The following is a 26,423-nucleotide window of genomic DNA, read 5'->3' on the forward strand; positions in this document are numbered from 1 at the left end:
TCAGCATAAATAAGTAAAAAGTGATGAGAAACAAGGAGATTATGAGTTGAAAGCAGTGGCGTGAGGGTCAATAAACCCCGTGTTTGATGCATGTAGTGAGGAAGAGTAGATTTGCACGACAAACAGCCTATCATTATCTTGCTCTAGCTGTTGAATGATGGCTTTACAAGGTATTTTCATGCCACGACGATTTTGCCCCAATGTTTTGATAGGTTGCTTCAAAAGATCTGGCGCATGGGCCGTTAATTCTGTATTCCATCCCTTGCTATAAATATTTGTCAAAATTTCTAATAATAAAATCTCTTGCGGGTTTTTTTCTAATACATAGCTTCTTTCATAACCAAATAAATTTTCTGCCTCTCTATTAAATTCAATGATTTTTGCATCATGATCAAGAATAATTAAAGGCACATCTAAACTGCCTAAAATGGCGCTTAAAAGTTTTTCTCTTAATTGGTTCTGATGATTTTGTTCTTCTATGACTTTTTGATAATTACGCAACTCAAGACGAGATGCTTTAAAGGCCGCAATTAAGCTTTGAATATAAATAATAAGGTTTGATCGAGATGGGCTTAGATTTGGCAATACAGATCGGACCTTGCCCTCAATCATCCTATCTTGCCAAAGCCTTGAGGCAACAAGTGCCACTAAAATCACTAACAAAGTCACTAACACGAAAATGATAAGTGAGAGATGTGAGGCAAAATTTTGTAGCAGCCATACCTCAACAAGGTAAACCATCACAGAACCTGTGATCCCACCTAACAATAAGGGTAAAGTCGTACCTTTCAACATGTTCGCCTCTCTTAGCTTAGAGCCTGAAAACAAATACCAAGTTTGTTTTATCAGTAACTTTAGCTATCTCTGAAGTACCAACTCTAGCAGCCAAGCTGGAGCTGAACTGTGACGAATTGTTGTATTTATGCGAGGGAAATTTATGTTTTGCAGCTAATTGTGCATCTAAAAATGATGCATTTTTCTATCTAATTGAGCCAGCTTACAATTTTTTAGTTACACAAGGACGCTGAATGGTGCATTCAGGGCCCTTATGTCGTACTAAAAGCAGATTTAAGCGATTTTATTTGGCACTTCTTCAAGCACTTTTACCAGCAAACGCCAGAAATCACCGACCGAATCTATCTCAAGTCGTTCGTCTGGAGAGTGAGCGCCACGAATATTAGGCCCAAAAGAAACCATTTCCATTCCCGGGTATTTAGCCCCGATGATGCCGCATTCAAGACCCGCATGGATGACTTTCACATTCGCCTCATAACCCATCACGTCTTTATGTACTTGCAAGAAGTGAGCAAGCAATCCCGCATTGGGATCCGGACGCCAACCAGGGTAATCATTTTCTAAATCAACACTTGCACCAATTTGCTCAAAGACAGCTTTAGCCACTCTAGCAAGATCAAACACCGCAGTATTAATAAGAGAACGGACCAATAAACAAGATTCAAAAATTAATCCTGTCGATTCAGCAACCAGCGAAATCACACCAAAGTTACATGAGGTTTCTGTCACACCTGTTAATTCAGCGCTCATGCGATTAACACCATGAGGAGCACTGATTAATGCATTTAATAACAGGCTTTGATCAGCCTCTTTTAAGCAATAAAGGTTAGGCTCTGAAACTGACATAGTAAGGCTTAGCTTGCTTTCTATTGCACCAAACTCAAGTTGCATTTGCTGCTCAATATCATCAACTAAGGCTTTTACCCTATCGATATCTGATGCGTTAACACACACCTTGGCAAACGCTTCTCTGGCAATGGCATTACGTAACGTACCGCCATTAAACGCACTCACTCGAATTAACTTTTCATCCGCTAATTTAACTAATAAACGGGCTAATAAGACGTTAGCACTGGCTCTACCTTTATGAATATCCAGGCCAGAATGACCACCCTTAAGGCCCGATATGGAGAGTGTAAAACTTGCGCTATCAGTACTAACCGCTTCAACGTCAAACTCTCGCTTTATATTGATATCCACACCACCCGCACAACCAATATAAACATCACCTCTATCTTCAGAATCGAGGTTAAGTAGTAACCGACCTTCTAGAATACCCTTTTCTAACTCTAATGCTCCTCGAAGACTGGTCTCTTCTTCAATCGTAAATAAGGCTTCTATTGGCCCATGCTTTAAGTCATCGGCTTCTAACACAGCAAGTGCAGCGGCAACACCAATACCATTATCAGCCCCCAAGGTTGTGTCTTTTGCAGTTACCCAGCCATCAACAATATGAGTTGCGATAGGATCTGTTACAAAATCATGCTCAACCCCAGCATTTTTTTGCGCCACCATATCAAGATGCCCCTGAAGTACGACCGTTTCTTTATTTTCCATGCCAAGACTAGCGGGCTTTCGAATGACAAGATTACCGCAAGGGTCCACATAAGTTGCTAACCCTCTGGCATGTGACCATTCGATTAACAGCTCACGCAGCTGAGCCTCATGAAAGGAAGGCCTTGGTGTATCGCATAAAGTACGAAAGTGCTTCCAAATAAGTGTCGGTTCTAAGGTTTCTAAATATTGATTCATGGATAGATTCTTCTTTTAATTGTCTTAAATGATAAAGTGGTAAATCTTGCTCTGGCTAAGTTAGTCCGCTAAATAACGTGCTATTAGGTGCTGTTTGAAATACTCAGGATTCAAGGTTTCACCGGTGGCACGCTTCACTAACTCATCGGTACTATAAAAACTTGCTTGAGACCACACATTAGCCTCTAGCCAGTGTTGAATGGGGCTGATATCCCCTTGAGCAATCAAGCTATCGACATCCATTTCTTTTTTGATACTTGCCATAAATTGCGCAGCATACATAGCGCCTAAGGTGTAACTTGGGAAGTAGCCTAACGACCCATCAGTCCAGTGGATATCCTGCATACAACCATTGGTAAATTCATTTTCTGTTGAGACACCAAGATATTCCTGCATTTTTTGATTCCAAATAGCAGGAATATCATCCACTTCGATAAGGCCTTCTACCAAATCCCTTTCTATCTCATAACGTAAAATCACATGGGCTGGATAGGTCACTTCATCGGCATCTACACGGATATAATCCGCTTTTACCCAGTGATATAAGGTTTCTAGATTTGCTAAATCCATCCCCTCACCCTCACCGAGATGGGATTTAATAAGAGGATAAATATGGCCTAAAAATGCACTACTGCGGGCAATTTGCATTTCCATAAACAAGGATTGGCTTTCATGAATCCCCATAGAGCGAGCTTCCCCTACTGGTAAATGCAGCCAGTCCTTAGGTAATCCTTGCTCATATTTAGCATGCCCCGTTTCATGAATGATGCCCATTAGAGACTGGGTAAAATCTTCTTCACTATAGCGAGTCGTTATACGAACATCTTCAGGCACACCACCACAAAATGGGTGAGAGCTCACATCTAAGCGACCACGGCTAAAGTCAAAGTTTAGCAATGACATTATCTCAAGACCTAAGTTCTTTTGAGACGCTTCACTAAAAGGGCCTTGAGGCATAACAAGTTTTTTTGATGTTTGTTTTTCTATAATGGCCTTAGTCAATTCAGGTAACCAAGATTTCACCTGATTAAAAATGTCATCCAATTTTTCCTTGGTCATGCCAGGTTCATATAGATCTAACAAGGCATCATATTTAGATAACCCTGTGGCATTTGCCCTTAATGCAGCCTCTTCTCGGGTAATGTCTATGACTGGCTTTAAGTTTTTAGCAAAACCATCCCAATCGGCTTCTTTACGTTGTGTACGCCAAGCATGCTCACATTTAGCACCAGCGAGGGACTTCTTCTCAACTAACGCCCCTGGCAAGCAGTTTTCCGCTTGCCAAGTTGATTTCATTTCACGTAATGAGGCTCTCTCTTGATCGGTTAACTGGCTTTCATCGACCTGTTTAAAAGCCTCTTCTAACGCCGGATTGACCAGAATATCATGAATCAATAAAGACAATTCAGCCATGGCATTCGCCCTCGCTTGATTACCATTTTCAGGCATCATGGTGGCTGCATCCCATTCGGTAATGGCGCTTAAATGATTAAAATGATGCAGGCGTGTAAATTCTTTTACTAAAAATTGATAATGTTTCATGCAGGTTCCTGTTTGGCTGGGCGCTCGACTTCACAAATTTGCAGTCAAATGCCAGAAATATGACGCTAAGCTATTAAGACAAGGTTAAAACAAAGAAGAGAAATGGCGCAATCGAATTTCAGACTGGCATCATTCAAAAAACGTATGTCCCATAAAACAAGCTTATTTCATTGATTTAAAATGAATAAAGGATTGATATTAAACCCTTGAGTTATAAACTAAATCGACAAAAATTAAGACGCATTCCAATAAGCGTTTTCCATAAAATTATTTTAACGAGGTTCCAGTGACACTAAGCACACCTTATCTCACAACAGAGTTTGATGACTTTAATGGGGTTATTTTACACTGCCAGCCAAACCAAATTTGTGCCGCTGAATTTGAAATTGAACTTAATCTTCATATCCAAAATGCGATAAAGGAAAATAAACAACTTGTTTGGTTAACCATCCCACACGCACAAGCTCGCTACATTCCTCTGGCAACCGAACGTAATTTTGAATTTCACAACTGCTTAAAAGATGAAGTCACCCTCACTCTTTCCCTCAAAGAGAATACCTATGTTCCCTTTATTCCCACCTACACCATAGGTGCAGGCGCTATCTTAATAAATGAGAAGAAAGAGGTGTTAGTCATTAGAGAAAGAGCCTCAACCAGTCCTGCATATAAATTACCAGGGGGCCATGTCGAATTAACCGAAAAGATTTCAGATGCCATTGTCAGGGAAGTCTTTGAAGAGACAGGCATTAAGGCAAAATTTAGTCATCTACTTGGCATAACCACTAAACATCCCTATCGATTTGGGAAATCGAACATGTACTTTATTTGTAAACTCGATGCTTTAAACCATACGATAAACATTCAAGATACCGATGAAATTCTTGATGCGAAATGGATCAAGGTTGAGGATTACATCAAAGATAAAAACAATCATCATTTTAATCGTCAAATGGTAGAAGCACTTCATGATAAGCAAGGGCTAGCCCTATTTGACACCTCAAACATTCAAGCGGCTTCGCCGAAGCTTGAAACTTTTTTTTGTTTATAAAATAAGGGCAATTTAATAAATTAAACTTATATTTAAGAAAAGGGTTCATTTTTAAATCAATATCTGAGATAACTAATTTAGCAAATACATATGTTCTACCCATGGAAGGGGTGAAATGACCACACCTTCCTCTGTTGTAATAATTGATATTCAATTGCAGGAGTTAGATGTATATGGAAAACGCACCAGGTTATATCCCAGCCCCCATTGGGCTCCCCATTGCCAAAGCCCCCTTTCAATTTAATGGCGCCAAGCTCTCAATCTTTTTTCTAGAATGTGAAAATGCAGCCTTACAGCATCAGCTTGACCAAAGTATTAACCTTCCCTCAAATGGGCAACATGACTATAAAACCTTGTCGATTGATAATAAGAGCATTTTGCTCCTTATCATGGCTGACATGAGCTTTGTTGCCAGCGATCAAAAAGGCAAGGCTTATGGCACCATTGAGTATCCGGAATGCTCTTTTTGGATTCCTGCTTTTGATACTCAAACACTTGAACCTGGTTTGTTTCTCCCTCTACTCTTACTCAACAATGGAACAGCTATCGCATCTGGCAGAGAAATGTATGGTTTTGAAAAACAACAGGCCGAGTTTCAGTTCCCAAATGCGAACAATGAATTTGATGTAAAGCAGCCTAATTTCACTGCCTTACCTTATTCATTCAAAACATTAACAGCGCAAACTAAAGGCCAATTTAACCCTCTATTCACCCTAAGCGGCGCTCACTCTAAGCACTTAGGCGAATCCTTAATTGATAAGAGTCTATTCTCGTCTGAATTAGGAAAGCACTTATTTGATAAGCCCTTTAAGGTGTCTGACTCAAATCACACATTGTCATTTCAAGACTTCCTTAAAGTCAATTTACCCTGTGTCTTCTTAAAACAATTCCCTTCTATTAAAGATGGTGCCATTGCCTGCTTCCAAAAAATTGCCCAGGCCCCATTTACCTTGGATGCCATCAACAATGGTGGCCTCTATTGGCAGCTTATCCCTCCTGCAATTACTCAATTTCAATTGCAAATATTTCCAATTGAAAGTCACCCTATTGTGGAGCAGTTTGGTCTGCTTGCTGAACAGCAGGACGATGGTAGCTTTTTAATGGATACCAAAGGATTTTGGGTAGATATTGATTTCACCCTACAACTAGGAGAATAGGATAATGAGTAAGCAAAAAATTGCAGTATTAGGTGGCGGTATTGGCTCACTAGCAAGCGTTTATGGCATTACAAGTAAACCTAATTGGCAGGATGATTTTGATATTACGGTTTATCAAGAGGGTTGGCGCTTAGGCGGAAAATGCGCAAGTAGTCGAAATCCAGATGTTGCTAATCGAATAGAAGAGCATGGATTACATATCTTTTTTGGGTTTTACGATAATGCAATCAAAATGATGCGAACAGCCTATGACGAAATTGACAGACCTGAAACCGCACCATTAGCAAATTTTGATGCTGCCTTTAAGCCACATAGCTTTATCGCGGTACAAGAATACATAGATGAAAAATGGGTAGATTGGCCAATTTTCTTTCCCACTAATGATCAAGTGCCTGGTGTTGATGCTAACTATAGAGAAGACAATCATGATACTCCCCTAGGTATGATTTCTTGGTTAATTAAGCAGCTTATCTCTCACCTAAAAACGAATGAAGCACTACACCAAGAGCAGGCCAAAGCAGAAGAAAGCCCTTTAGACTCAGTAAAAGACTTTATTCAAGATCTGAACCCCTTTAGCCATAGCGTGCTCGATGTCGTGAGTTCATTAGAAAGCATTGATAAACACATTGAAAAAGCGCTGGCAGGTGATTTAGAAAATATTAAATTAGCGACCTTATCATTAGAAACCATTTTAGAAAAAGGGATCGCCTTACTGGAGCAGTTATTTGGCCCCACCTTTGGCACCTTAACCAGTATCCGCCAAACCCTATTGGCAGTCGAATTTGGTCTCTACATAGTGAAAGGCATTATTAAAGAGCCTTTACTCTTACTTGATTGGGATGTGATTGATCACCTTGATTTTAGAGCATGGTTGGCGCAAAACGGCGCTCCCGAAAGAGTAACTTGTTCAGCAATCACACGATCTTTTTATGACCTTTATCTTGCTTACCCTCAGGGCAATACAGAGAACTCACTCTGTGGTGGTAATGTTTCAGCCGGTACCCTACTCCATGCTTACTTTCTGGCTTGCGGGCAATACAAGGGCGCCATTTTTTGGAAAATGCAAGCCGGTATGGGTGAAACCGTAATTGTGCCTTTATGCTTGGCACTGCAAAAACGAGGGGTTAAATTTGAATTCTTTAGCCGGGTTAGCAATCTGGGGTTGTCACAGGATAAAACACACATTGCTAGCATAGATATTCAAGTACAAGCCACACTCAAAGACCCTTCTACTCCCTATGACCCTTTCATCGATGTAAAAGACTTACTGTGTTGGCCATCCAACCCTAACTATTCCCAATTAGTGGAAGGGGATGAGTTAAAGGAAATGCATATCAACTTAGAATCACCTTGGAGCCCGTGGCAAGGGGTAGGCACGAAATCATTACAATTAGGTCAAGACTTTGATAGCGTTGTGCTGGGCATTTCAGTCGGTGCATTGCCTTATATCACCCCTGAGCTAATGGCAGCAAGCCCGCAGTGGAATACCATGGTTAACTCGGTTCAATCCTCTCAAACACAAGCCATGCAGCTTTGGATGAAGCCAAATTTAGAACAAACGGGCTGGAAGATGGCCAGTGTGGTGATGGATGGTTATCAAGATCCCTTTAATACCTGGGCTGATATGAGCCAAACCCTTGATAAGGAAACTTGGCCGCAAAATCATTTACCATTTTCTATTGCCTATTTCTGCAATAACTTTATTGACGCAGATCCTATCCCACCCTTTAGTGATCACGACTTCCCCGCACGAGAGCAATTAAGAGTAAAAAACAATGCCATTAAGTGGTTAAATGAAAATACAGGGTATATCTGGCCGAATATTTCTACCCAGGAAGGCGGCTTAGACTGGAGTCAGTTAGTTGACTTAAATAACCAAGAGGGTGTAAACAGGTTTGATGGCCAGTTCTGGCACGGAGCGATTAACCCAAGTGAACGATACGTACTGTCAGTTGCTGGCACCAATAAAAACCGTATCACCCCTGATGGGAGCGACTTTAGCAATTTGTTTTTAACAGGTGACTGGGTCGATAACCGTTTTTTAAATATAGGTTGCGTAGAGTCCACCACGGTTGCTGGGCTTAAAGCGTCAAAAGCTATCAGCGGCTACCCTGAACGCATATTTTACGTTAAGGGTTAGCAATAAAAATCAGGGTGTTAACACGTATAGCACCCTGATTTTAAACTATATTTAAAAGCTTAAGAAGAATGGAAACACCCTATATTATCGATTAGAGGAAACGGATTTGCTTGATTTCAGTATTCAGTCACAGGTAGAAAATACAGAGTCTAAGGTGTTTTCACTGGCAAAGAACAAAGACCAGCAAAAAGTGCTATTAAAATATAGCCGATCAGATACTGAGGATGAGTCACAATCTGGAGAAATTGAGTTTGAGTACAACTTAAACCTTAAACTAGATTCAAGCTGGTTAATGCCTGTAAAAGGCCTTTATTATGAAGAGCCGAATCACAAACCTGTTATTTGCTACAGCGTCAATAATGGCAACCTATTATCCAACCTGATCACCCAGTTTGAACTTGATTTAACCGAAAAGCTTCGCATTGCAGTGATGATGGCAAAAGCTGTACACGAACTTCACAAAAACCATATTTTAATTCGTAACATTAGCCCAGAAAGCTTCTGGCTTAGCCAAGATAGAAAAACCTTATACATTGCTGACCTATCCTTTGCTACCCCGTTAAAAAATGGGGAAGTCCTAGGGAATAGTAATACCAAGCTGGGCCAAATTGCTTATGTTTCTCCCGAACAAACCGGCCGTTCAAATTTACCTATTGATAATCGCAGTGACTTATATTCATTAGGCGCCACCCTATACGAGCTATTTAGCGGTCATCAAATCTTTAATACAAAACAGCTTGATCTATTAGAAATAATTCACTGTCATCTAACACAAAAGCCACAAGCACTCGATAAACTCATTAATAACACGCCCAAAATGCTTACTAAGATCATAGGCTGTTTATTAGAAAAATCGCCCAAGTCTCGCTATCAAAGCAGCTTTGGTTTGGTAAGTGATTTAAATCAATGTTACCAATCCATCAAAAATGGTGACAACACAGATGAGATGGCCATTTGTGAACAAGACACACCAGAGCGACTTCATATTAGCCATAAGTTATATGGTCGAGATGAGGAAAAAAATAAATTGATTCACGAGTTTGAGTCAGTTATTCAAGGCTCAAGCTCTCTTTCTTTAATTACAGGGTTTTCTGGTATAGGTAAATCCTCACTTGTTAACGAACTCCAACACACTATTATTTCAAAAAAAGGGTTATTTAGTAGTGGTAAATGTGATCAATTCAATCACAAAAAACCCTATACGGTTTTTGTGCAGGCGTTTCGGCGGCTGGTAAGGCAATTATCTGGCTTAGATATAAAAACAAAGGCATTTTGGAAAAAGCACCTCGACAAGGAACTTGGCGATAATGCCGGCGTCATCAATGACATCATTCCTGAATTATCCATGCTTTTTGAGAGGGATATCGAAGCAGCCCCTTCTTTAGGTGTCAGTGAAGCAGAAATTCGTTTTCAAATAACCTTTAATAAATTTGTTCATGCCTTTTCTAATACCAAACACTGCCTAGTCATTTTTTTAGATGACCTACAGTGGGCTGATTTTTCCTCTCTAAGACTCATTGAGGAGCTGCTAAAGCAGCAAGGTTCGTTAATGATCATTGGCGCTTATCGTAATAATGAAGTTGATGAATCTCACCCATTAATTAGCGCTCAAAAACGTATTGAAAATAATGGCAGCAAAATATGTAAACTTGAACTTAAACCCCTAACGGCATCTAACGTTCAAGCTCTTATCGCAGATAGCTTATGGCGTCAAAAAGAAGAGGTTGAAAGCTTAACTCAACTCTGTATTGATACCACTCAAGGCAACCCATTTTTTGTTAGCCAGTTTTTGCTTGAGTTATATGAGCAAAACCATATTAATTACGACTTTGATTCAGGCCAGTGGCAATGGCACCTAAAAAACATTAAAGGTTTAAAGATAAACAAAAACATTGTTGATTTGATGGTTAAAAAACTTAATCAATTCAGTCGAGAATCTCTTTTTACTATTCAACATGCCGCTAATCTAGGCAATCAGTTTTCATTAAAAGATTTGCATACTGTTTCAGAGCAAAGTGTGATGCAAACTTATGAAAATCTTTGGCCAATCATTGAAAGTGGTTTGATCCTCCCCTTAAATGAAAGTTATCGCTTTGGGACAGATGAGCGCCTATTAATACGCTCCGAATTTTGTTTTTTACATGACAGGGTTCAACAAGCGGCCTATCAGTTTATCGATAAAAAAACCTTACCTTTATTTAAATTAGATGTGGGTTTAAAGCTTTATCAATCATTACCTGACGCTCAATTAGAACAAAAACTTTTTGATATTGTTGAGCAACTTAATGCAGGTATTCAGGTAGCGTCTGAAGCAGATAAACGCATCATACTTCAACTTAATTATCAGGCGGCAGAAAAAGCTAAGCGCTCTTCCGCCTATTCCTTAGCTCAATCCCTGCTCAAAGAAGCACTTAGCCTTACTTACTTAGCCCACCCGCTACAACACTTAAATCTTTTATTATCCTTAGCCGAAGCTAGCTATATGGTCGGAGATTTTGATTCAGCTCAAAACATTTATGAACAGGCCCTTGAACTCACCCAAACCCCCTTAGAGCAAGTCAGAGTCATCACAGTACAAATGTCTCAATATCAGGTTCAAGGCCGTTTTCATGAGGCCATTGAATTACAAAAAAAAGGGCTTTCACTTTTAGGTGTCAACATTCCTGATGATAATGACTTAATTAGTGAAGAGTTTATGGCGGGATTTGATCGTATTGAGAGTTTAACCAAAAATAAAATCATAGCCAATTTACTCAATCAGACAGAAATCAAAAATGCCGAACAAGACGCCATTTTGCAGCTACTTTGGGGCATGTGGTATGCAAGTTATTTAGCCGGAGAAGTGCCTCTTAACTTGCTAAGTTCCATCATAATGACAGAAATTTCATTAACTCAAGGGCATACAGATATTTCAGCCTTTGCCTATGTTAACTATGCCCTTGCAATCACAGCGGTTAAAGGTCGTTATGATATAGGGTATGAATTTGGCAAACTGGCAATCGCTTTATCTGATAAAAGACCCAATAAGTTAATTCGTGCCAGTGTCTATTTTCTGTTTGCGACCTTTACTCAACATTGGAATAAAAGCCTACACCTCTCTGTTGATTATTTTGACAAAAGTTTTGATTGGGCGCTGCAATATGGTGATCTAGCGACGATTGGCTACATTTGTGCCGTCAGGGGCAGTGACTCCATTGCACGGGGCGATAACCTAAGCCAAGCACAAACCGCCCTTGAACAAGATATTTCCCTTCTTAAAAAGCACAAACAAACGGACATGATAGATTGTGTCACTGTCGGTGCATTACAGTCAGTAAAAGGTTTATTAGGATTAACGCACAATGGGGTTAACTTTAATGACAATCACTTCAATGAGAATGTCTTCTTAAAAGACTACCAAGATGCCCCTTTACACCTCGCCTATTATTACAATGCTAAAATTCGTCATAGCTACTTAATGCAAGATAGCCAAGAAAATCAATTAGCGAATGCGAGTCATTTAGACACCGTTGTCACCTTTGTACCAGGTCAAAACAAAATCGTTGAAGCCAACTTTTATACTGGCTTAATCCTCACTCGATTTGCAGATACAGAAAATCTAAAACAATGTAAGAGGTACCTAGAGGCTCAAAAAATACTAGAAGACCTTACTCTATGGTCAAATAATTGTCTTGAAAACTATCGCCATAAGAAGCATTTATTAAGCGCCGAGCTTGCCCGTATAGAAGGTAATGATGCACTTGCTCAGACCGCCTATGCGATGGCAATTGAAGAAGCGAATCAGCATGGTTATGTCAATATATGTGCGCTTGCTAACGAATGCTTTGCGGTTTATTGGCAGGATAAAGGCCTGCATCAGGTGGCAAAAAGTCTGATCCAAACATCGCACAAGGCCTATTTGAAATGGGGAGCCATTGCCAAGGCAAAACAAATCAGAAACCAATGGCAAAGTATCAAGTTTGATATTCCAGATGAGTCAGGTAATGCCAGCTTAATGGATCATATGGATCTTCAAACCTTGCTTAAAGTGAATCAGATTATTTCCAGTGAAATACAATTAACTAACCTACTGGAAAACCTGATGCTTATTTTGTTACAAAACGCGGGGGCGGATACCGGCTGCTTTATTCGAGTAGAAGAGAAGCAATTATGGCTAGAAGCCACAGGGAATGTGGATCAAATTAAAATACTGACTGATCAAGCTATCACACATTATTCAAGTCACCCTGACTTCCCCCTTAGTATTATTAAACAGGTCGAAAATTCCCTCGATATTGTCCTTGTTGATCAAGGAGCAAACGATGTTGAATACGGTGACGATGCCTATTTTACTCAACATACCCCCAGCTCAAGCCTATGTATTCCCATTACACACCAAGCAAAACTCATCGCCATTGTCTATTTAGAAAATGAGAGCATTGAGAATGCTTTTAGCGATAAACAAATCACTTTGTTAAAAGCCATTGCCGCCCAAGCCGCTGTTTCTTTATCGAATGCCTATTTATATAGCACCTTAGAAAATCGTATTACAGAGCGAACAAGAGAGTTAAATCAGGCTAGGTTAACCGCCATCAAAGCAAATCAATCAAAGTCTAATTTTTTGGCAAATATGAGTCATGAAATTCGCACCCCCATGAATGGGGTAATTGGTCTGAGCCAATTACTACTGAAAACAAACTTAGATAATAAACAAAAAAATTATGCAAAAAAGACGTTAGAGTCCGCTAACTCCCTATTAACCATTATCAATGACATTCTTGATTTCTCTAAAATAGAAGTAGGGAAAATGACCCTTGAAGAAGCGCCTTTCAATTTAGAGCAGCTCGTCAAGCGTGTGACCACAATTTGTGAATTAAGAGCGCACACTAAAGATCTTGAGTTGATTGTTGATATTTCACCCAATATTCCTTTCAATTTAATTGGGGATGCTTTGAGACTGGAGCAAATTCTTCTTAACTTAACCAGTAATGCGGTTAAGTTTACTAAGTCTGGGCATGTCATCATACGGGTTCAATCCCTCAATGAAGTCGAAATAGACGACATGCATGTCCAGCTTAATATTGAGGTTGAAGATACAGGCATAGGCATCAGTGAGCAGCAATGTGCCCTCTTATTTGAGTCTTTCACCCAGGCTAACGATTCAATTACACGTGAGTTTGGCGGAACAGGGTTAGGCTTAGCTATTTGTAAGCAACTCGTTGAACTCATGCAAGGTCAAATTCAAGTAAGAAGCCAGCCAAACATAGGCTCTACATTTTCACTTAAGATTAATTTGGAGCGGGCTGAAGAGCTTGCTCAACCCTCCGCTAAAAACATTTATCATAATCTCAATATACTTGTCGTGGATGACAACCCTATTTCTCAACAAGTCATTTCACGTATGTTAGGTCATTTAAATATTAGCTGCACTCAAGCTAACGATGGCAGTAAAGCCGTAGAATGTGTGCAAGATGCGGCCAGTAAAAATACCCATTTTGATATGGTAATTATGGACTGGAAGATGCCAAATATGGATGGAATTGAGGCGTCTAGAATTATTAAACAGGAACTTGAGCTTGATACACCACCTCATATCTTAATGCTGTCAGCCTATGATAGAGACGAAGTCAAATTACTTGGTTCCCCGATTACAATTGATCACTACTTAGAAAAGCCCGTGAGCCAATCCACGTTAGTCGAAACCATCGGCGAAGTACTTGGAATGTGTGCGCAAACCCAGCTAGAAAGTGAGCCTCTAACTCAGTTCGACGCCAACAAGTTCGATTTCAAACACTGTCAAATTCTCTTAGTTGAAGATAATGAAATCAATCGACATGTGGCATTAGAGCTACTATCCGAAACGGGAATCAAGGTGGATATCGCCCTAAATGGACAAGATGCTGTTAACCTTGTCTCTGTGAATGACTACCATCTTATCTTAATGGACATTCAAATGCCGATTATGGATGGCTTAACGGCAACCAAGCGCATAAGACAGCTAAAATCAAAAGAAGAGCTGCCTATTATTGCCATGACGGCTCATGCCATGCCTTCTGAAAAAGAAAAAAGTCTCATTGCAGGCATGAACGACCATCTAACCAAGCCCATCGAACCAAACTACCTATTTAATGCGCTAAATCAGTGGCTTCCTAAAACAGGGAATTTAACAGCAAAAGCAGAAGTCGAACGTCAAAAGAACCCGATAGAAATTGGCCTAGATACGTTAGATTCATTAAGAAAAATTAACGATTTAGATATAGAAAGAGCACTGGAAAGCCTACAGGGCAAAGAGAGTTTATATCTGGATATCACACATAATTTTTACCAACAATATACCGACTTTAAACAGACCATAGAAAACCTTAAACAGGAAAATAATAACGATGGTTTCTATCGATATATTCATTCACTCAAATCTAACTCAGCCTATATTGGCGCATTTGAATTATCTGGCCTTGCTAAAGAATTAGAAAATGCCATCGCCGAAGGCCGCTTTATTGAATCGGCATTAACCCCTCTCCTAAACAGCCTCAAACATACTTTTGAGCAACTTGATCAGGTATTACAGCCAAAAGAGACGGCAAAGGTTATTACAAAGGACTTTGATAAAGATAAAATGCTTGGCAAGATCAAAGAGCTTATTCCTCTCATTTACGATTCAGACGCCAGTTCTGAAGATGTTTGCCAAAGCCTAATTACGCTTTGCCATGGCACACCTTATTACGAAAAAGCCCAAGAAATAATGTCGCTACTTGATAATATCGAATACCCGGCAGCACTAGAAATGATAGATAAATTGAACAAGGAGCTCAGCAATCAAAGCAGCCTAAAGGAAGATGTTTATGATAGTTAATGGCTTTCATTTAATAAAAAATCTTTCATTTAGTAAAAAATCTTTCATTTAGTAAAAAATAATGCCTAATAAGAGATAGCATTTTTAACGTTAAATTTATCTAAAATGCATATTAAAAAAATAAAAGACACTAAGGAAGATGTCTATGCCAAATGATAAACAGACAGTGCTTATCGTAGATGATGATGTTAATAGCCGTAAAATGCTGAGGGAACAGATTAAATCCATGGCTAAAATCATATTAGCTAAAAACGGTATGCAAGCCCTTGAGCTTGCCAAAGAGCATCAGCCAACATTAATACTGCTTGATGTCATGATGCCGATTATGAATGGCTTTTCAGTATTAGAGCAGCTTAAGCAATCAGAACAGACACAGCACATTAATGTCATTTTTATTACCGCACTCGACTCCCATGTGGACGAAGCATATGGCCTTAAGTTGGGGGCTTGCGACTATATTCACAAGCCCTATCATTATGAAATTGTTAATGCCAGAGTCAGTACCCACCTCGAATTAGCAAAACAACGTAAGCTTCTTGAAGACCTCGCCCATTATGATAGTTTGACCATGATCCCTAATCGTCGTCACCTTGAAGAGCATCTAGAAAAAGAGTGTCATAAAGCCTCTTTATCGGGTGAGCCAATTTGCATTGCGCTCATCGATGTGGATTCTTTCAAAAGCTATAACGACAATTATGGTCACAGAGCCGGTGACTTTGTTCTCAAAAAAGTCGCCCGAAGTTTAAAACTTTCGCTGACAAGAGACGAGGATTTTGTCTGTCGATATGGTGGCGAAGAGTTTTGTCTTATCTTACCCAATTGCGATCTCAACCGAGCTAAAGCCACTTTAGAAAAGTGTCGCGCTTCGGTTCAAGAGCTGACAATTGAACATAACTTTAGCGGCATCTTACCCGTCATTACTGTCAGCATCGGTGGCTATCTACTCGTGCCAGATGACACGGCAGATATTGAAAACATTCTCATAAAAGCGGATTCTTACTTATATCAAGCTAAACACCTTGGTCGTAATCAGGTTAAGTTAGAACATGAATTAGAAACTCACTTAACGAACAAAAGCCAAGCATTACCCGCATTTTAAGGATGCTATCAAACATAGACGCTTTATAAGAGCAAAAATCATGTAAAAAAGCGCAGTTAAACGACTACATGAGACATGAGACATGAGAAGGTATTCACAGCTTAACGAGGGAGCCTGGGTTATCCCTTCTTAAAAGCGAGCTAGATAACGTCTTAGTGATGTTTGATACTATTTCTATAAGTCTAACAAGACAAGGATCTGAAGAAGGCCCTGAAGAAGGCTCTTAACAAGAGATTGAATCGCAGGCTCCCTAGGCACTTGATATCAATACAAGTGCCTTTTGTTTATGAAGCTTAGCGCATGCGATAAGGGTTAATCTTTCGCTTGTTTAAAGGCTAATGTTTTTTCATACCCAACAATGGCAGGCCCTGAAATAGCACTTAAGGATAATTTTCCTAACATAATCAATAATGCTGCTGCCAATGCATCTAGAAAAATGGCAAGAGACTGACCCAAAACACCAAACTCATCTGCCATATTATGTAATTCCAGCACAGTATGAGACCCTGTTAGATAATGTAATAACAAGGCAACCCAAAAACCAAAACAATAGGGACAACGCCAAGCTTGATACAAATAAGCAAGCGGAGCAGGTAGCCTTTCAATCAAATAATTAAACCAAGTCCCCCAATCAGGTAGCTTTTCCCAAATCAAAATGTAGAGACTCAACCCTACTAACACAATACTAAAATCCATCACCACTCCTCTTAAAATATCGGCTTAATGTCTTAGTAATGAAATTATCCCATTGAAATTTGGGCTTTATAATTGATAAAACTGTGGGATAATCGGCTTATTATCTGATTTGAGTTAATAAGCATGCATCCCGTTCAAGCCTTTCAAGTTAAGCATCATAAAATTAAGACCTTGCCTCATGAAGAGCACAGCTCTCAAACAGAGCATATCTTGATGCTAGTGAACAAAGGCAGACTCAGCATGAAGTACCAAAATCAAGTTGAGTTGAGTGAAAATATGCTTACCCTCATTCCACCTGGCGTGGCTCACACCTTGGTAGCAGGTGAAGATTTAGATATATGGTGGATGGGATTCTGCCCCAGCTGCTTAACACTGGATTTTGACGCAAGCTTGTTACAAACCTTTCGTCAAATTCGCCTAGGGGCCTTACCTGTGTTTAAAGTTAGCCAAGACAGGGCTCTCTTCATAAATCGTATGTTTGAAGAACTAGACCAGCTGCATGCGAGTAATGAAACAGATATAGAAGTTATTCAAAAAAGCATAATCACCTTGATTCTGCATGAAGTAAATAAAGCCAGTCAGCCATTTGAAATAGGTGCGAACCAAGCTGATATTAAGGTCAGTAAGGCATTAGACTTTATTCAACAGCATTATCTGACGCCAATTTCATTAAAAGATGTGGCGAATGCTATTCATTGTAGCCCTTCTCACCTGGCTTATTTGGTTAAGCAACACACAGGATATACTGTGGGCCAATGGATTCTCAATAGTCGCTTAACCCAGGCTTGCTCTCGCCTAATCCACTCAGACCAAGATATTAATCATCTGGTTGAAGAGCTAGGTTGGCATGATGTTACCCACTTTATTAGGCAGTTTAAAAAGGCCTATGGCATTACACCCGCGGCATGGCGTAAGCAGCAGAAAAATCACTTTAAGCAGACTGATTCAGCGCTTTAATATAAAGACTAAGCTTGTTGTCCAATTGACCAACTAGATCAGATGTAATTAGGTCTGCAGTAGAGCGAATCTGGCTTCCTAATAAGGGCAAGCATAAACTTGCTTCTTGAATCACACGTCCTGACATAGTGGTAACAATTTCTGTTAACGCATCTTGAGCATGATGTGCTCTTGTAGAAGTATTAATTAACATTAAAGGCATATCGACAAAGGATTCACCACTTACCAGCCAATCTAATGCATTTTTAATTACACCAGTCACACCATGGGCATACTCAGGACTGGCGATAATCAGCCCATCAGCTTGCGCCATTACATCCTTTAAATAACGCAATGCGACTAGGCTTTTCTCATCGGTTGGCAGCGAGCTAAGGCCCCCTTCTTCAAGGGCAAGTTCTAAATCAGGATTAAAGAAAGGTAGGTTACCAAGCTCATCAAAAATGTGAATCTCTAGCTCGTTATGAAATTGGCTGTGACCTCTAATTTTTAGCGCTTCCAGCACCATTTTATTAAAAGATTGTTTACGTAAACTGCCGCAAAATGCGAGTAAGTGTTTAGGTGAACTTAACTGATCCATCCATTAAAGTCCTATCTAATGTTTTAAAAGCGCTTTGGCAGGCCTAATATAGTGTCGATAGTAGCCAATCAAATTACTAGAAATAAAGAGTACTTCCATTAGTACTGCCCCAGGAGAGCCCACCATATAATTATGAATAAGCCAGAAACTGGTTCCCACTATCATAAGCTGCCTCAAACGCTTATCCGTTTCGCAAAAACTAGCACGGGTTTGAAATAAAGTTCCCACACAACTAATCACACTAATCAGGCCAGCAAATGTGAAGGCCGTTGCCGTAACAGAGCAAGCAGAGAAGAACCACATCATTTTTCTAGAGGTTGTCCAAATACTGGATAAATACCTCAAGGTCGCAATGCTCATTAATGCTGTTGCTGTCCACTCTTCTAACAAAGCAAAATGCGTTGTGATTAAAAGCCCTGCGGCAAATAAACAAGCGACAATTTGCTCTCTTTTCTTAAACTGAAAAGAGAAGAAGTCGAAGATAATCGCAATGCCAATCAGGCATTGTGAAATCAAAAAAGGGTCCTGCCAATCAAGCTCAATAAAGCTATTAACTAGTTCAGTCACTCAACACCTAGAAATAATCTGATAAATGGGGGTGATTGAGTATACGTATTCTATTCAATGACTTGTAGATAATTTCATCAAAAATGAAATCTAAAATGTTGCCTTAAAAGAAGAAATCGCACATTCTGTGTACAGTATGAAAGCAAGGTCGCAGATTGATGTGTAAAAGGGTGAGAAGATGTTAACAGATGATGTATTAACCTCCATTGAAGAAAGCGTACTTTGCTGGCTAGCAACCGTTGATGTTCATGGAACACCCAATGTTTCTCCAAAAGAAATGTTTGTTGCCTACGGCAAAGGGAATCAAAAAACCCATATTCTGATTGCCAACATCGCCTCGCCTAATAGTGTTGCGAATATTCGCGCTAACCCTGCTGTCTGTTTGAGTTTTGTCCATGTCTTTAAACAAAAAGGTTTTAAGTTGCATGGCACAGCCCGTATTTTAAATAAAGATGATGCAAGCTTTGCTCAAAAGCACCAAGCGCTTTATGCCTTGACCGGAGACGACTTCCCCTTTCAACGCATCATTGAAATAGAAGTACTTAAAGTAAACCCTATCCTTTCCCCAAGGTACCGACTCTTTCCAAACACAACAGAGGAAGAGCAAATTAAATCTGCGTTAGATACCTATTGTGTCAAAAACAAATAATGCTTAACCCTATAAGGAATATAATATGAGCACTACCCATTACCCTGTTTCAGGAAGCTGCCAATGCGGACAGGTTACCTTTTCCTTATTAGCTGCCCCCAATATGGTCATTGCCTGCCATTGTAAAGCCTGTCAAAAGTTAGCGACCAGTGCATTTAGCATTACTAGCATCCTAGATAAAGACAAGGTTGTCATTGAGGGAGAACTAGCCGACTGGAGCAGAATGGCAGATAGTGGTAATGAAAACCACGCAAAGTTTTGCCCTTCTTGCGGTAACCGTATTTATCACTATGACCCTAAAATACCTAATATTTTAAAGTTTAAAGGGGGCGCCAGTTTAGATGACACTAGCATGCTAATACCCACTGTTCATGTGTGGGTCAGTGAAAAGCAAGACTGGTTTATTATTCCTGAAGGGGTAAAAACCTTTGATAAGCAGCCATAAAATTGAGGCAAGCTGGCATTAAGTCCTCTCGCCTCTGCGGGTAGGTAAAAGTCACTAGATTTATGGCGAGGGGGGCAACCTAATCTTAGATTCCCTTCAATTACCTCACCATATCTTTTTTATTTTTAAATTAAACCTTTGCGAATTTCAAGTGTCATAATAGTGTCAGTTAAATAAATTTTAATTGACACTGAATTTCATTGCACTAAGCAGAACAAGCACTAAGCTTTATTAAAGCCTATTTATCTCACAGGAAATCAACCTATGTTGAAGCAATACATTAGCTCGAAAAATTTATTTTCAATTTTTATCATGTTCGTATTTATTCAATCACTGTTTTTTAAGTTTAGTGGCTCATATGAAACCCAATACATCTTTGGCGCATTAGGTGATTGGTCTGGATTAGCTTGGTTTGGTACATATGGCGGCTATATGATTGGGACAGCTGAACTTATCGCCTCAATTTTACTGGTTACTCGCTTACATGCAATTGGGGCACTAATGGCAGTGGGTATAATGACAGGTGCAATTTTCTTCCACCTTGCGACCCCATTAGGCGTTGTGCAACCCGCTTTTAATGCAGCAGGTGAAGTAATTGGTAGTGATTCAGGAACTTTATTTATTATGGCGTGTCTAGTATGGATTAGTGGCGTAATGCTAGTAATAAAAGACCTAAAAGCCCCTTCTAGTCTACTAATGGACATGATGGAGAAAGTAGGCCTTGTTAAAAAAGCAAGTGAGTAAAACCTAGCCTTTAGAAAGCCCAGCATTTCCCCGTTGCTGGGCTTTTTATTTAGACCTTACCTTCACATTATTATTTCGATCACGACTCTTCAAAATTAGCTCATCCCCAGCTTTCGCTTTTTCCGATTTCGCCAGCCTATCATACAAAAGGACATTGACACTGGCAGCAAGATTCATACAACCGACTGTGGGTACAAACACCACATGATCTGCTTTATCGATAACCGCTTGGCTAATGGTATTATCCTCTGGACCAAAGATATAAATGGCTTTTTCTGGATGCTTAAATTCAGGTAATGGTGTCGCCCCTTTTACCAAATCAACACAGACAATTTTAGTGTCTGCATCAATCGCTTGGGTCAAGCAGTTCACACCAAGAGCCTCCACATTATTAAGAGGAATATCAATTCGTACTTTTTTAGTGTCCGTGGTTAATTTTGCCGCCCTGTCATAGCGTCGCCCCGTATAAAGTACTTGGTCAACCTCATAACAACCCGCTGCACGCATGACAGAACCCACATTAGAGGTGCTTTTAGGGTTGGTTAAACCAATACAAACAAATTCAGTTTTCATTAAATATAAGAATCCAAACTAGGAAGATCATAAACTTGGCTATCATATAGAAAGCCATTTAAAAAGACAGTGGATAAGCCTCCAACTTAGCGGCAATAAAACTCACTCTTCTTTCGCAACTTGATTGAAATCACGAATAAAGGCACGCACACGTTCAGCATTTTTGCCCCTATCCCCTTTGCCAAGACGAGAATGCGAGCGAATATCAATGATACTCACTTTTTGTTCAGACCTGATTCTTATCACCACATCATCTTTAAAATTAAAAAAGAAAGTACTGGCAACCGCTTCTATTCTGCCTTGAGATTCGTCCGCTAAAACCAGCTCCCAACCGTATTGATCAACTAAAGCAAGCGCGTTTTCATACGCTTCTTTTTGGGTTAAGTCGGATCTAATCGGCTGAATATCAGCAAAACGTTCAGCTTGAATTTTTGCGCCATTTTCAGGGTAAATAACACTATTGCTTGTTGCTGGCCTCATACTCATTACCGCTTCAAATTGCGGTGGGTTTTGAGTATCTGTCGAAATATCATTTAACGCAGCCAGCCGTTGACCTTGTTCATTTAAGCTTGGCGCTGGCGGTTGGTTTACCCAAATGCCAATAATTGGAAATAATAAAATAACTATCGCAGCCCCCGTCTTTATTCTGGTTTCTGCTTCCCCAACAAAGATAATAACCGCGACTAAAAGTACAGGAATCGCCGCTTGAAGAGTGCTTTCCAGCATGTCACTGGCAACACGAAAATTAAAGGCACCCAACCTCACGCCAAAAATGGCAACAAAGACACTAAAAACACAGATTAAACTGGCGATTAGAACTAATTTTGACCAGACTTTTGACCCTTCTGGAAATGACATACTGGCTCCTACTAAGTAATGCTGGCGTTAGTTTTAAAAATTAGCAGCTGAATATAAATCATCCTTGTTTAAAATCATACGTTAATTAAGGAAGCCCATAGTTAGATTTTCCAAAATGGAATAGTATTTAGAAGCAATATTCTTAATCGTAAATAAATAGGAAGGCAATATGGACATGTCGCAGCTCTCACGAGTCAACATTAACTTATTAGTGACATTACAAAGTTTGCTTAAAGAAAGAAGCGCCTCTGCTGCCGCAAGCAGCATGAACCTTAGCCAATCTTCAATTAGTAAAAATCTAGCCCAATTAAGGCATTTGTTTAATGACCCTTTATTTCATCGTGGCCCCCATGGCCTGATTCCGACTCAGCTCTCTTTAGAAATAGAACCTAAGTTGAACCTTGCACTTTTTGCGCTGGACAATCTATTTGCACCGGATGAGTTTAATTTAAAAGAGCACAGAGCCAAGCTCAAATTATCAATGCCAGAAAGTGCCTTTGAATTTTTACTCGCCCCCATGATGACGCAACTTATCACCGCCGCACCTTATGTTCAGTTAGATACCTGGTTTAAAGACACTCTGAGCTTAGATCACCTTGGAAAAGGCCTTTTAGATTTTGTGATCTTGCCACAGGATTTAGGCCAGACCCCAAAACTAGGTAACCATTTAAATACACAAGAACTCTATCGGGATGAACTCATTTGCTTAGTGCGAAAGGGGCACCCTGTTTTAACCGCTGATAAACCAAACTGGGATCAAGAAACCTATCTTAAGTGTCGCCATATTCACGTTAGGGATAATGAATTAGGCGCCCCTGTGTTTGACCAAACATTGGCCCAAAGAGGATTAGAAAGAGATATTGCCATTCAAGTGCCTGATTTTAATAGCGCCAGCGCCATATGCCAGCACTCAGACTTAATTTTTACCACTTCAGCTCATTGGGGTGAGCATATTTGTAAAAAGTATGATTTGGTAAGCTTACCCATGCCTTGTGCCACTTTGCCCGTGGTTTATTCACTGATTTGGCACCAAAGAAGTGAATCAGACCCTGCTCATCTCTGGTTTAAACAAGCCTTGATTAATGCCGGTGTTGAGCAAACAAAAGGCGACGTTCAAACCCAAAGAGCGTGCTCAAACTAAAAGGCCAAATTAAAAGGCCACCCATGACAATGGGTGGCCTAGATAAACTCGCTTGTGTTCAAATACTTTTCTAAGAATCAAAGCCCGTTAGTGGCAGGGTGTTAGCATGCAGCCAGTTTTCTACAGCATACTCAGTACGGCCATCCGTCACATGAAGCGTATAAGCCTGACGCGACTTATTTGAGCGATTTGGGGCACTATAATGGGGTAGCTTACCTTGGAAAATAACCAAGCTACCGGCTTTAACTTCAACCGGTACCCCTGTGTCTATCGGCCAGGCTTTATCACTTAAAGGCTGCATTTTGGTATCACTGCCACAACGGTTAAACCTTTCTCTCAATGGCCCTTTATGTCCTTCAGGTTCAACCCAAAGGCAACCATTTTCTAAAGTTGCATCTTCCATTGCAAACCAATAAGTCACCACACTTTGCGGTGTTGTAAAAAAGAAAGTCGCATCTTGATGCCAATTAACTTCACCGCCAATATTGGGCTGTTTGTAGATATACATAGACTGGCGAATTTGAGGCTCTTGCAAGCCAATGTCTTTTGCAATATCCCCCAAGATTTTTTGATGGCTAAAGCGTTTAAAAACGGGATCTAATTCATGTAAGGCATGACCAATTTTATTAATGCACAAAGCGCGATCCTGGACAAATTCACCCTTTTCATCAAAAGCTTCTTCTTCAAAAAAACAGCTCATGGTTTCTGCAGAATCTAAGAAAAAGTCATTGCCACTTCGGTCATTATCCTTAGTACCAAACGTGTGGGATCTATCATCATCATGCCAGTCATTGACGATTTTAGCCGCTTGTTGCTTAACTTGTTCTAACTCATCTAACGGAAAAACCTCATCTAAGACTAAAAAGCCTTGATCTTGATATTGCTTAATTTGCCCTTCATTTAACATAACCTATTCCCCAAAACATTTAACTGACTCATCTATTCAGTGACTAATCTATTCAGTGACTTTACGAAGATCTTCCATGTTCTAAAAGCGAAAAGAATGAAAACTCTATTTTCCAAATTGGAATATCAGTAGATATACTTTTTTTAAAGCAAAAAAAAGAGCACCTAAGTGCTCTTTTTCACCCTAAATAAACAAGCCAGATTAACTTGCTTATCCGGTTATTTATACCGCTTGTTTCTCAAGGTACTCATCATAAGTACCGTGGAAATCAACAATGCCATTTGGTGTTATTTCAATGATACGTGTTGCCAAAGATGATACAAATTCACGGTCATGGGAAACAAATAACAGAGTACCAGCGTAGTTTTCTAACGCTAAGTTCAAGGATTCAATCGATTCCATATCCAAGTGGTTAGTCGGCTCATCCATTAATAGAATGTTTGGACGTTGAAGCATGATCTTACCGAACAACATACGACCTTGCTCACCACCTGAGATAACCTTAACGGATTTCTCAATCTCTTTTTGTGAGAACAACAAGCGACCTAAGGTACCACGCATTACTTGCTCATCATCACCCTCTTGGCCCCATTGCCACATCCAATCGATAAGGGTTTTGTCTTCTTCAAAATCTGCAGCATGGTCCTGCGCATAATAGCCAATCTGGGAATTTTCAGACCATTTAACCGTACCTGAGTTAAGCTCAGTATCCCCTACTAGACATTTCAGCAAGGTAGATTTACCAATACCGTTAGGCCCGATAATGGCAATACGCTCACCCACTTCAACCATTAGATCCAAGTTTTTAAAGATCTCTTCTTCATAGGTTTTCCCTAAGCCTTCAACCATCAAGGCATTACGGTGAAGTTTTTTCTCTTGCTCAAAACGAATAAACGGATTCTGACGAGAAGAAGGTTTTACTTCATCAAGTTGGATCTTATCGATTTGCTTCGCACGAGAAGTCGCCTGCTTAGATTTAGACGCGTTGGCAGAGAAACGGCTAACGAACGCTTTAAGCTCGTTAATTTGCGCTTTCTTCTTAGCGTTATCAGACAAAAGACGCTCGCGAGATTGAGTCGCTGCCGTCATGTATTCATCATAGTTACCAGGGAACAAACGCAACTCACCGTAATCCAAATCCGCCATGTGAGTACATACACTATTTAAGAAGTGACGGTCGTGGGAAATAATAATCATGGTGCAGTTACGTTCGTTAAGCACTCCGCCTAGCCATTCGATCGTATGAATGTCCAAGTTGTTGGTAGGCTCATCAAGTAACAAAATTTCTGGTTCAGAAAATAGTGCCTGTGCCAGCAAGACACGTAGCTTCCAACCCGGTGCCACTTCCGTCATAGAACCATAATGTTGTTCGACAGGAATACCGACACCAATCAAAAGTTCACCGGCACGCGCTTCAGCTGAATAGCCATCCATTTCCATGAACTCAGCTTCAAGATCACCTGCACGTAGGCCATCTGCTTCCGTCATGTTTGGATTAGCATAAATCGCATCTTTTTCAGACTTAACGGCCCAAAGCTCTTCATGACCCATGATCACAGTGTCGATAACACTGAACTCTTCATAGGCAAATTGATCCTGCTTCAGCTTACCAAGACGCTCATTTGGGTCTTTAGAAACATTGCCTGATGTAGGTTCCAGGTCACCCCCTAGAATTTTCATCAAGGTAGATTTACCACAACCATTTGCACCGATTAAACCATAGCGATTACCTTCGCCAAATTTAACAGAGACATTTTCAAAAAGCGGTTTGGCACCAAACTGAATGGTGAGATTTGCAGTAGTTAGCAAGGTAGTCTTCCGATTAATTTATCAATTAAAGTGTTGATTAATACTGGCATTTTTAACGCTCTTCTATCAATAAAATGCGCCATAAGACAGTATCAAATAAAATTTGGCGGCATTATCGCACAATTAAGCCAATAC

General features: G+C 40.0%; 20 protein-coding genes. 10 read left to right on the forward strand and 10 right to left on the reverse strand.

The features are described 5' to 3' along the window. Positions 1–39: 39 nt before the first annotated feature. From MED121_RS08925 to MED121_RS08935, 3 genes are all read right to left on the reverse strand, one after another. A complete protein-coding gene (locus MED121_RS08925; RefSeq protein ID WP_009833340.1) occupies positions 40–795 on the reverse strand; it encodes a PAS domain S-box protein in 756 nt (251 codons plus the stop codon). 273 nt (positions 796–1,068) lie between these two features. Then, positions 1,069–2,547 (reverse strand): aminoacyl-histidine dipeptidase, encoded by a 1,479-nt coding sequence (locus tag MED121_RS08930; protein ID WP_009833341.1) that lies wholly within the window; start codon positions 2,545–2,547, stop codon positions 1,069–1,071. A gap of 60 nt (positions 2,548–2,607) precedes the next feature. Further along, a complete protein-coding gene (locus tag MED121_RS08935) occupies positions 2,608–4,089 on the reverse strand; it encodes a carboxypeptidase M32 (RefSeq protein WP_009833342.1) in 1,482 nt (493 codons plus the stop codon). Positions 4,090–4,375: 286 nt separating this feature from the next. Between MED121_RS08935 and MED121_RS08940 the strand changes: the two genes are divergently transcribed. The 5 genes from MED121_RS08940 (at position 4,376) to MED121_RS08960 (ending at position 16,365) form a co-directional block, all read left to right on the forward strand. Next, positions 4,376–5,137 (forward strand): NUDIX domain-containing protein, encoded by a 762-nt coding sequence (locus tag MED121_RS08940; RefSeq protein WP_009833344.1) that lies wholly within the window; start codon positions 4,376–4,378, stop codon positions 5,135–5,137. Positions 5,138–5,310: 173 nt separating this feature from the next. After that, positions 5,311–6,294, forward strand: coding sequence for a hypothetical protein (locus MED121_RS08945; RefSeq protein WP_009833345.1), 984 nt, complete (start codon positions 5,311–5,313; stop codon positions 6,292–6,294). Positions 6,295–6,298: 4 nt separating this feature from the next. After that, positions 6,299–8,434, forward strand: coding sequence for an NAD(P)-binding protein (locus MED121_RS08950; protein ID WP_009833346.1), 2,136 nt, complete (start codon positions 6,299–6,301; stop codon positions 8,432–8,434). A 106-nt stretch (positions 8,435–8,540) separates the two neighbouring features. Next, entirely contained in the window at positions 8,541–15,266 is a 6,726-nt protein-coding gene (locus MED121_RS08955; protein WP_009833347.1) for a response regulator, read from the forward strand. A 145-nt stretch (positions 15,267–15,411) separates the two neighbouring features. After that, positions 15,412–16,365: a diguanylate cyclase gene (locus tag MED121_RS08960; protein ID WP_050764559.1), complete on the forward strand. Its 954-nt coding sequence runs from the start codon at positions 15,412–15,414 to the stop codon at positions 16,363–16,365. Between the two features lie 312 nt (positions 16,366–16,677). Here the strand turns inward: MED121_RS08960 and MED121_RS08965 are convergent, their stop codons facing one another. Beyond that, positions 16,678–17,061 carry a hypothetical protein gene (locus MED121_RS08965; RefSeq protein WP_009833349.1) on the reverse strand — a complete coding sequence of 128 codons (384 nt, stop codon included), beginning with the start codon at positions 17,059–17,061 and terminating at the stop codon, positions 16,678–16,680. Positions 17,062–17,184: 123 nt separating this feature from the next. On the opposite strand from MED121_RS08965, the gene MED121_RS08970 reads away from it, so the two are divergent. Further along, positions 17,185–18,018: an AraC family transcriptional regulator gene (locus MED121_RS08970; RefSeq protein WP_009833350.1), complete on the forward strand. Its 834-nt coding sequence runs from the start codon at positions 17,185–17,187 to the stop codon at positions 18,016–18,018. On the opposite strand, the gene MED121_RS08975 is transcribed toward MED121_RS08970, so the two are convergent. After that, a complete protein-coding gene (locus MED121_RS08975) occupies positions 17,993–18,595 on the reverse strand; it encodes an NADPH-dependent FMN reductase (protein WP_009833351.1) in 603 nt (200 codons plus the stop codon). The genes MED121_RS08970 and MED121_RS08975 overlap by 26 nt on opposite strands. A 15-nt stretch (positions 18,596–18,610) precedes the next feature. After that, on the reverse strand, positions 18,611–19,162 hold the full coding sequence (locus tag MED121_RS08980; protein WP_009833352.1) for a YgjV family protein: 552 nt from the start codon (positions 19,160–19,162) through the stop codon (positions 18,611–18,613). 178 nt (positions 19,163–19,340) lie between these two features. Between MED121_RS08980 and MED121_RS08985 the strand changes: the two genes are divergently transcribed. The 3 genes from MED121_RS08985 (at position 19,341) to MED121_RS08995 (ending at position 21,000) form a co-directional block, all read left to right on the forward strand. After that, positions 19,341–19,811, forward strand: a complete 471-nt coding sequence (locus MED121_RS08985) for a pyridoxamine 5'-phosphate oxidase family protein (RefSeq protein ID WP_009833353.1) — start codon at positions 19,341–19,343, stop codon at positions 19,809–19,811. A gap of 25 nt (positions 19,812–19,836) precedes the next feature. Further along, entirely contained in the window at positions 19,837–20,256 is a 420-nt protein-coding gene (locus MED121_RS08990; protein ID WP_009833354.1) for a GFA family protein, read from the forward strand. Between the two features lie 264 nt (positions 20,257–20,520). After that, a complete protein-coding gene (locus MED121_RS08995; RefSeq protein ID WP_009833355.1) occupies positions 20,521–21,000 on the forward strand; it encodes a hypothetical protein in 480 nt (159 codons plus the stop codon). Positions 21,001–21,045: 45 nt separating this feature from the next. Here MED121_RS08995 and MED121_RS09000 read toward each other — a convergent pair whose 3' ends face one another. Both MED121_RS09000 and MED121_RS23675 read right to left on the reverse strand, forming a co-directional pair. Beyond that, on the reverse strand, positions 21,046–21,573 hold the full coding sequence (locus MED121_RS09000; RefSeq protein WP_009833356.1) for an RNA methyltransferase: 528 nt from the start codon (positions 21,571–21,573) through the stop codon (positions 21,046–21,048). Positions 21,574–21,675: 102 nt separating this feature from the next. Further along, complete coding sequence (locus MED121_RS23675; protein WP_009833357.1) at positions 21,676–22,431, reverse strand: DUF1499 domain-containing protein; 756 nt, start codon at positions 22,429–22,431, stop codon at positions 21,676–21,678. Positions 22,432–22,606: 175 nt separating this feature from the next. On the opposite strand from MED121_RS23675, the gene MED121_RS09010 reads away from it, so the two are divergent. Continuing rightward, a complete protein-coding gene (locus MED121_RS09010) occupies positions 22,607–23,572 on the forward strand; it encodes a LysR family transcriptional regulator (RefSeq protein WP_207382798.1) in 966 nt (321 codons plus the stop codon). A 70-nt stretch (positions 23,573–23,642) separates the two neighbouring features. On the opposite strand, the gene MED121_RS09015 is transcribed toward MED121_RS09010, so the two are convergent. Both MED121_RS09015 and MED121_RS09020 read right to left on the reverse strand, forming a co-directional pair. Beyond that, positions 23,643–24,479 carry a phytanoyl-CoA dioxygenase family protein gene (locus MED121_RS09015; RefSeq protein WP_009833359.1) on the reverse strand — a complete coding sequence of 279 codons (837 nt, stop codon included), beginning with the start codon at positions 24,477–24,479 and terminating at the stop codon, positions 23,643–23,645. Between the two features lie 222 nt (positions 24,480–24,701). Further along, positions 24,702–26,288, reverse strand: a complete 1,587-nt coding sequence (locus tag MED121_RS09020) for an ABC-F family ATPase (RefSeq protein ID WP_009833360.1) — start codon at positions 26,286–26,288, stop codon at positions 24,702–24,704. Positions 26,289–26,423: the final 135 nt, after the last annotated feature.

The organism is Marinomonas sp. MED121 (assembly GCF_000153025.1).
Taxonomy (GTDB): domain Bacteria; phylum Pseudomonadota; class Gammaproteobacteria; order Pseudomonadales; family Marinomonadaceae; genus Marinomonas.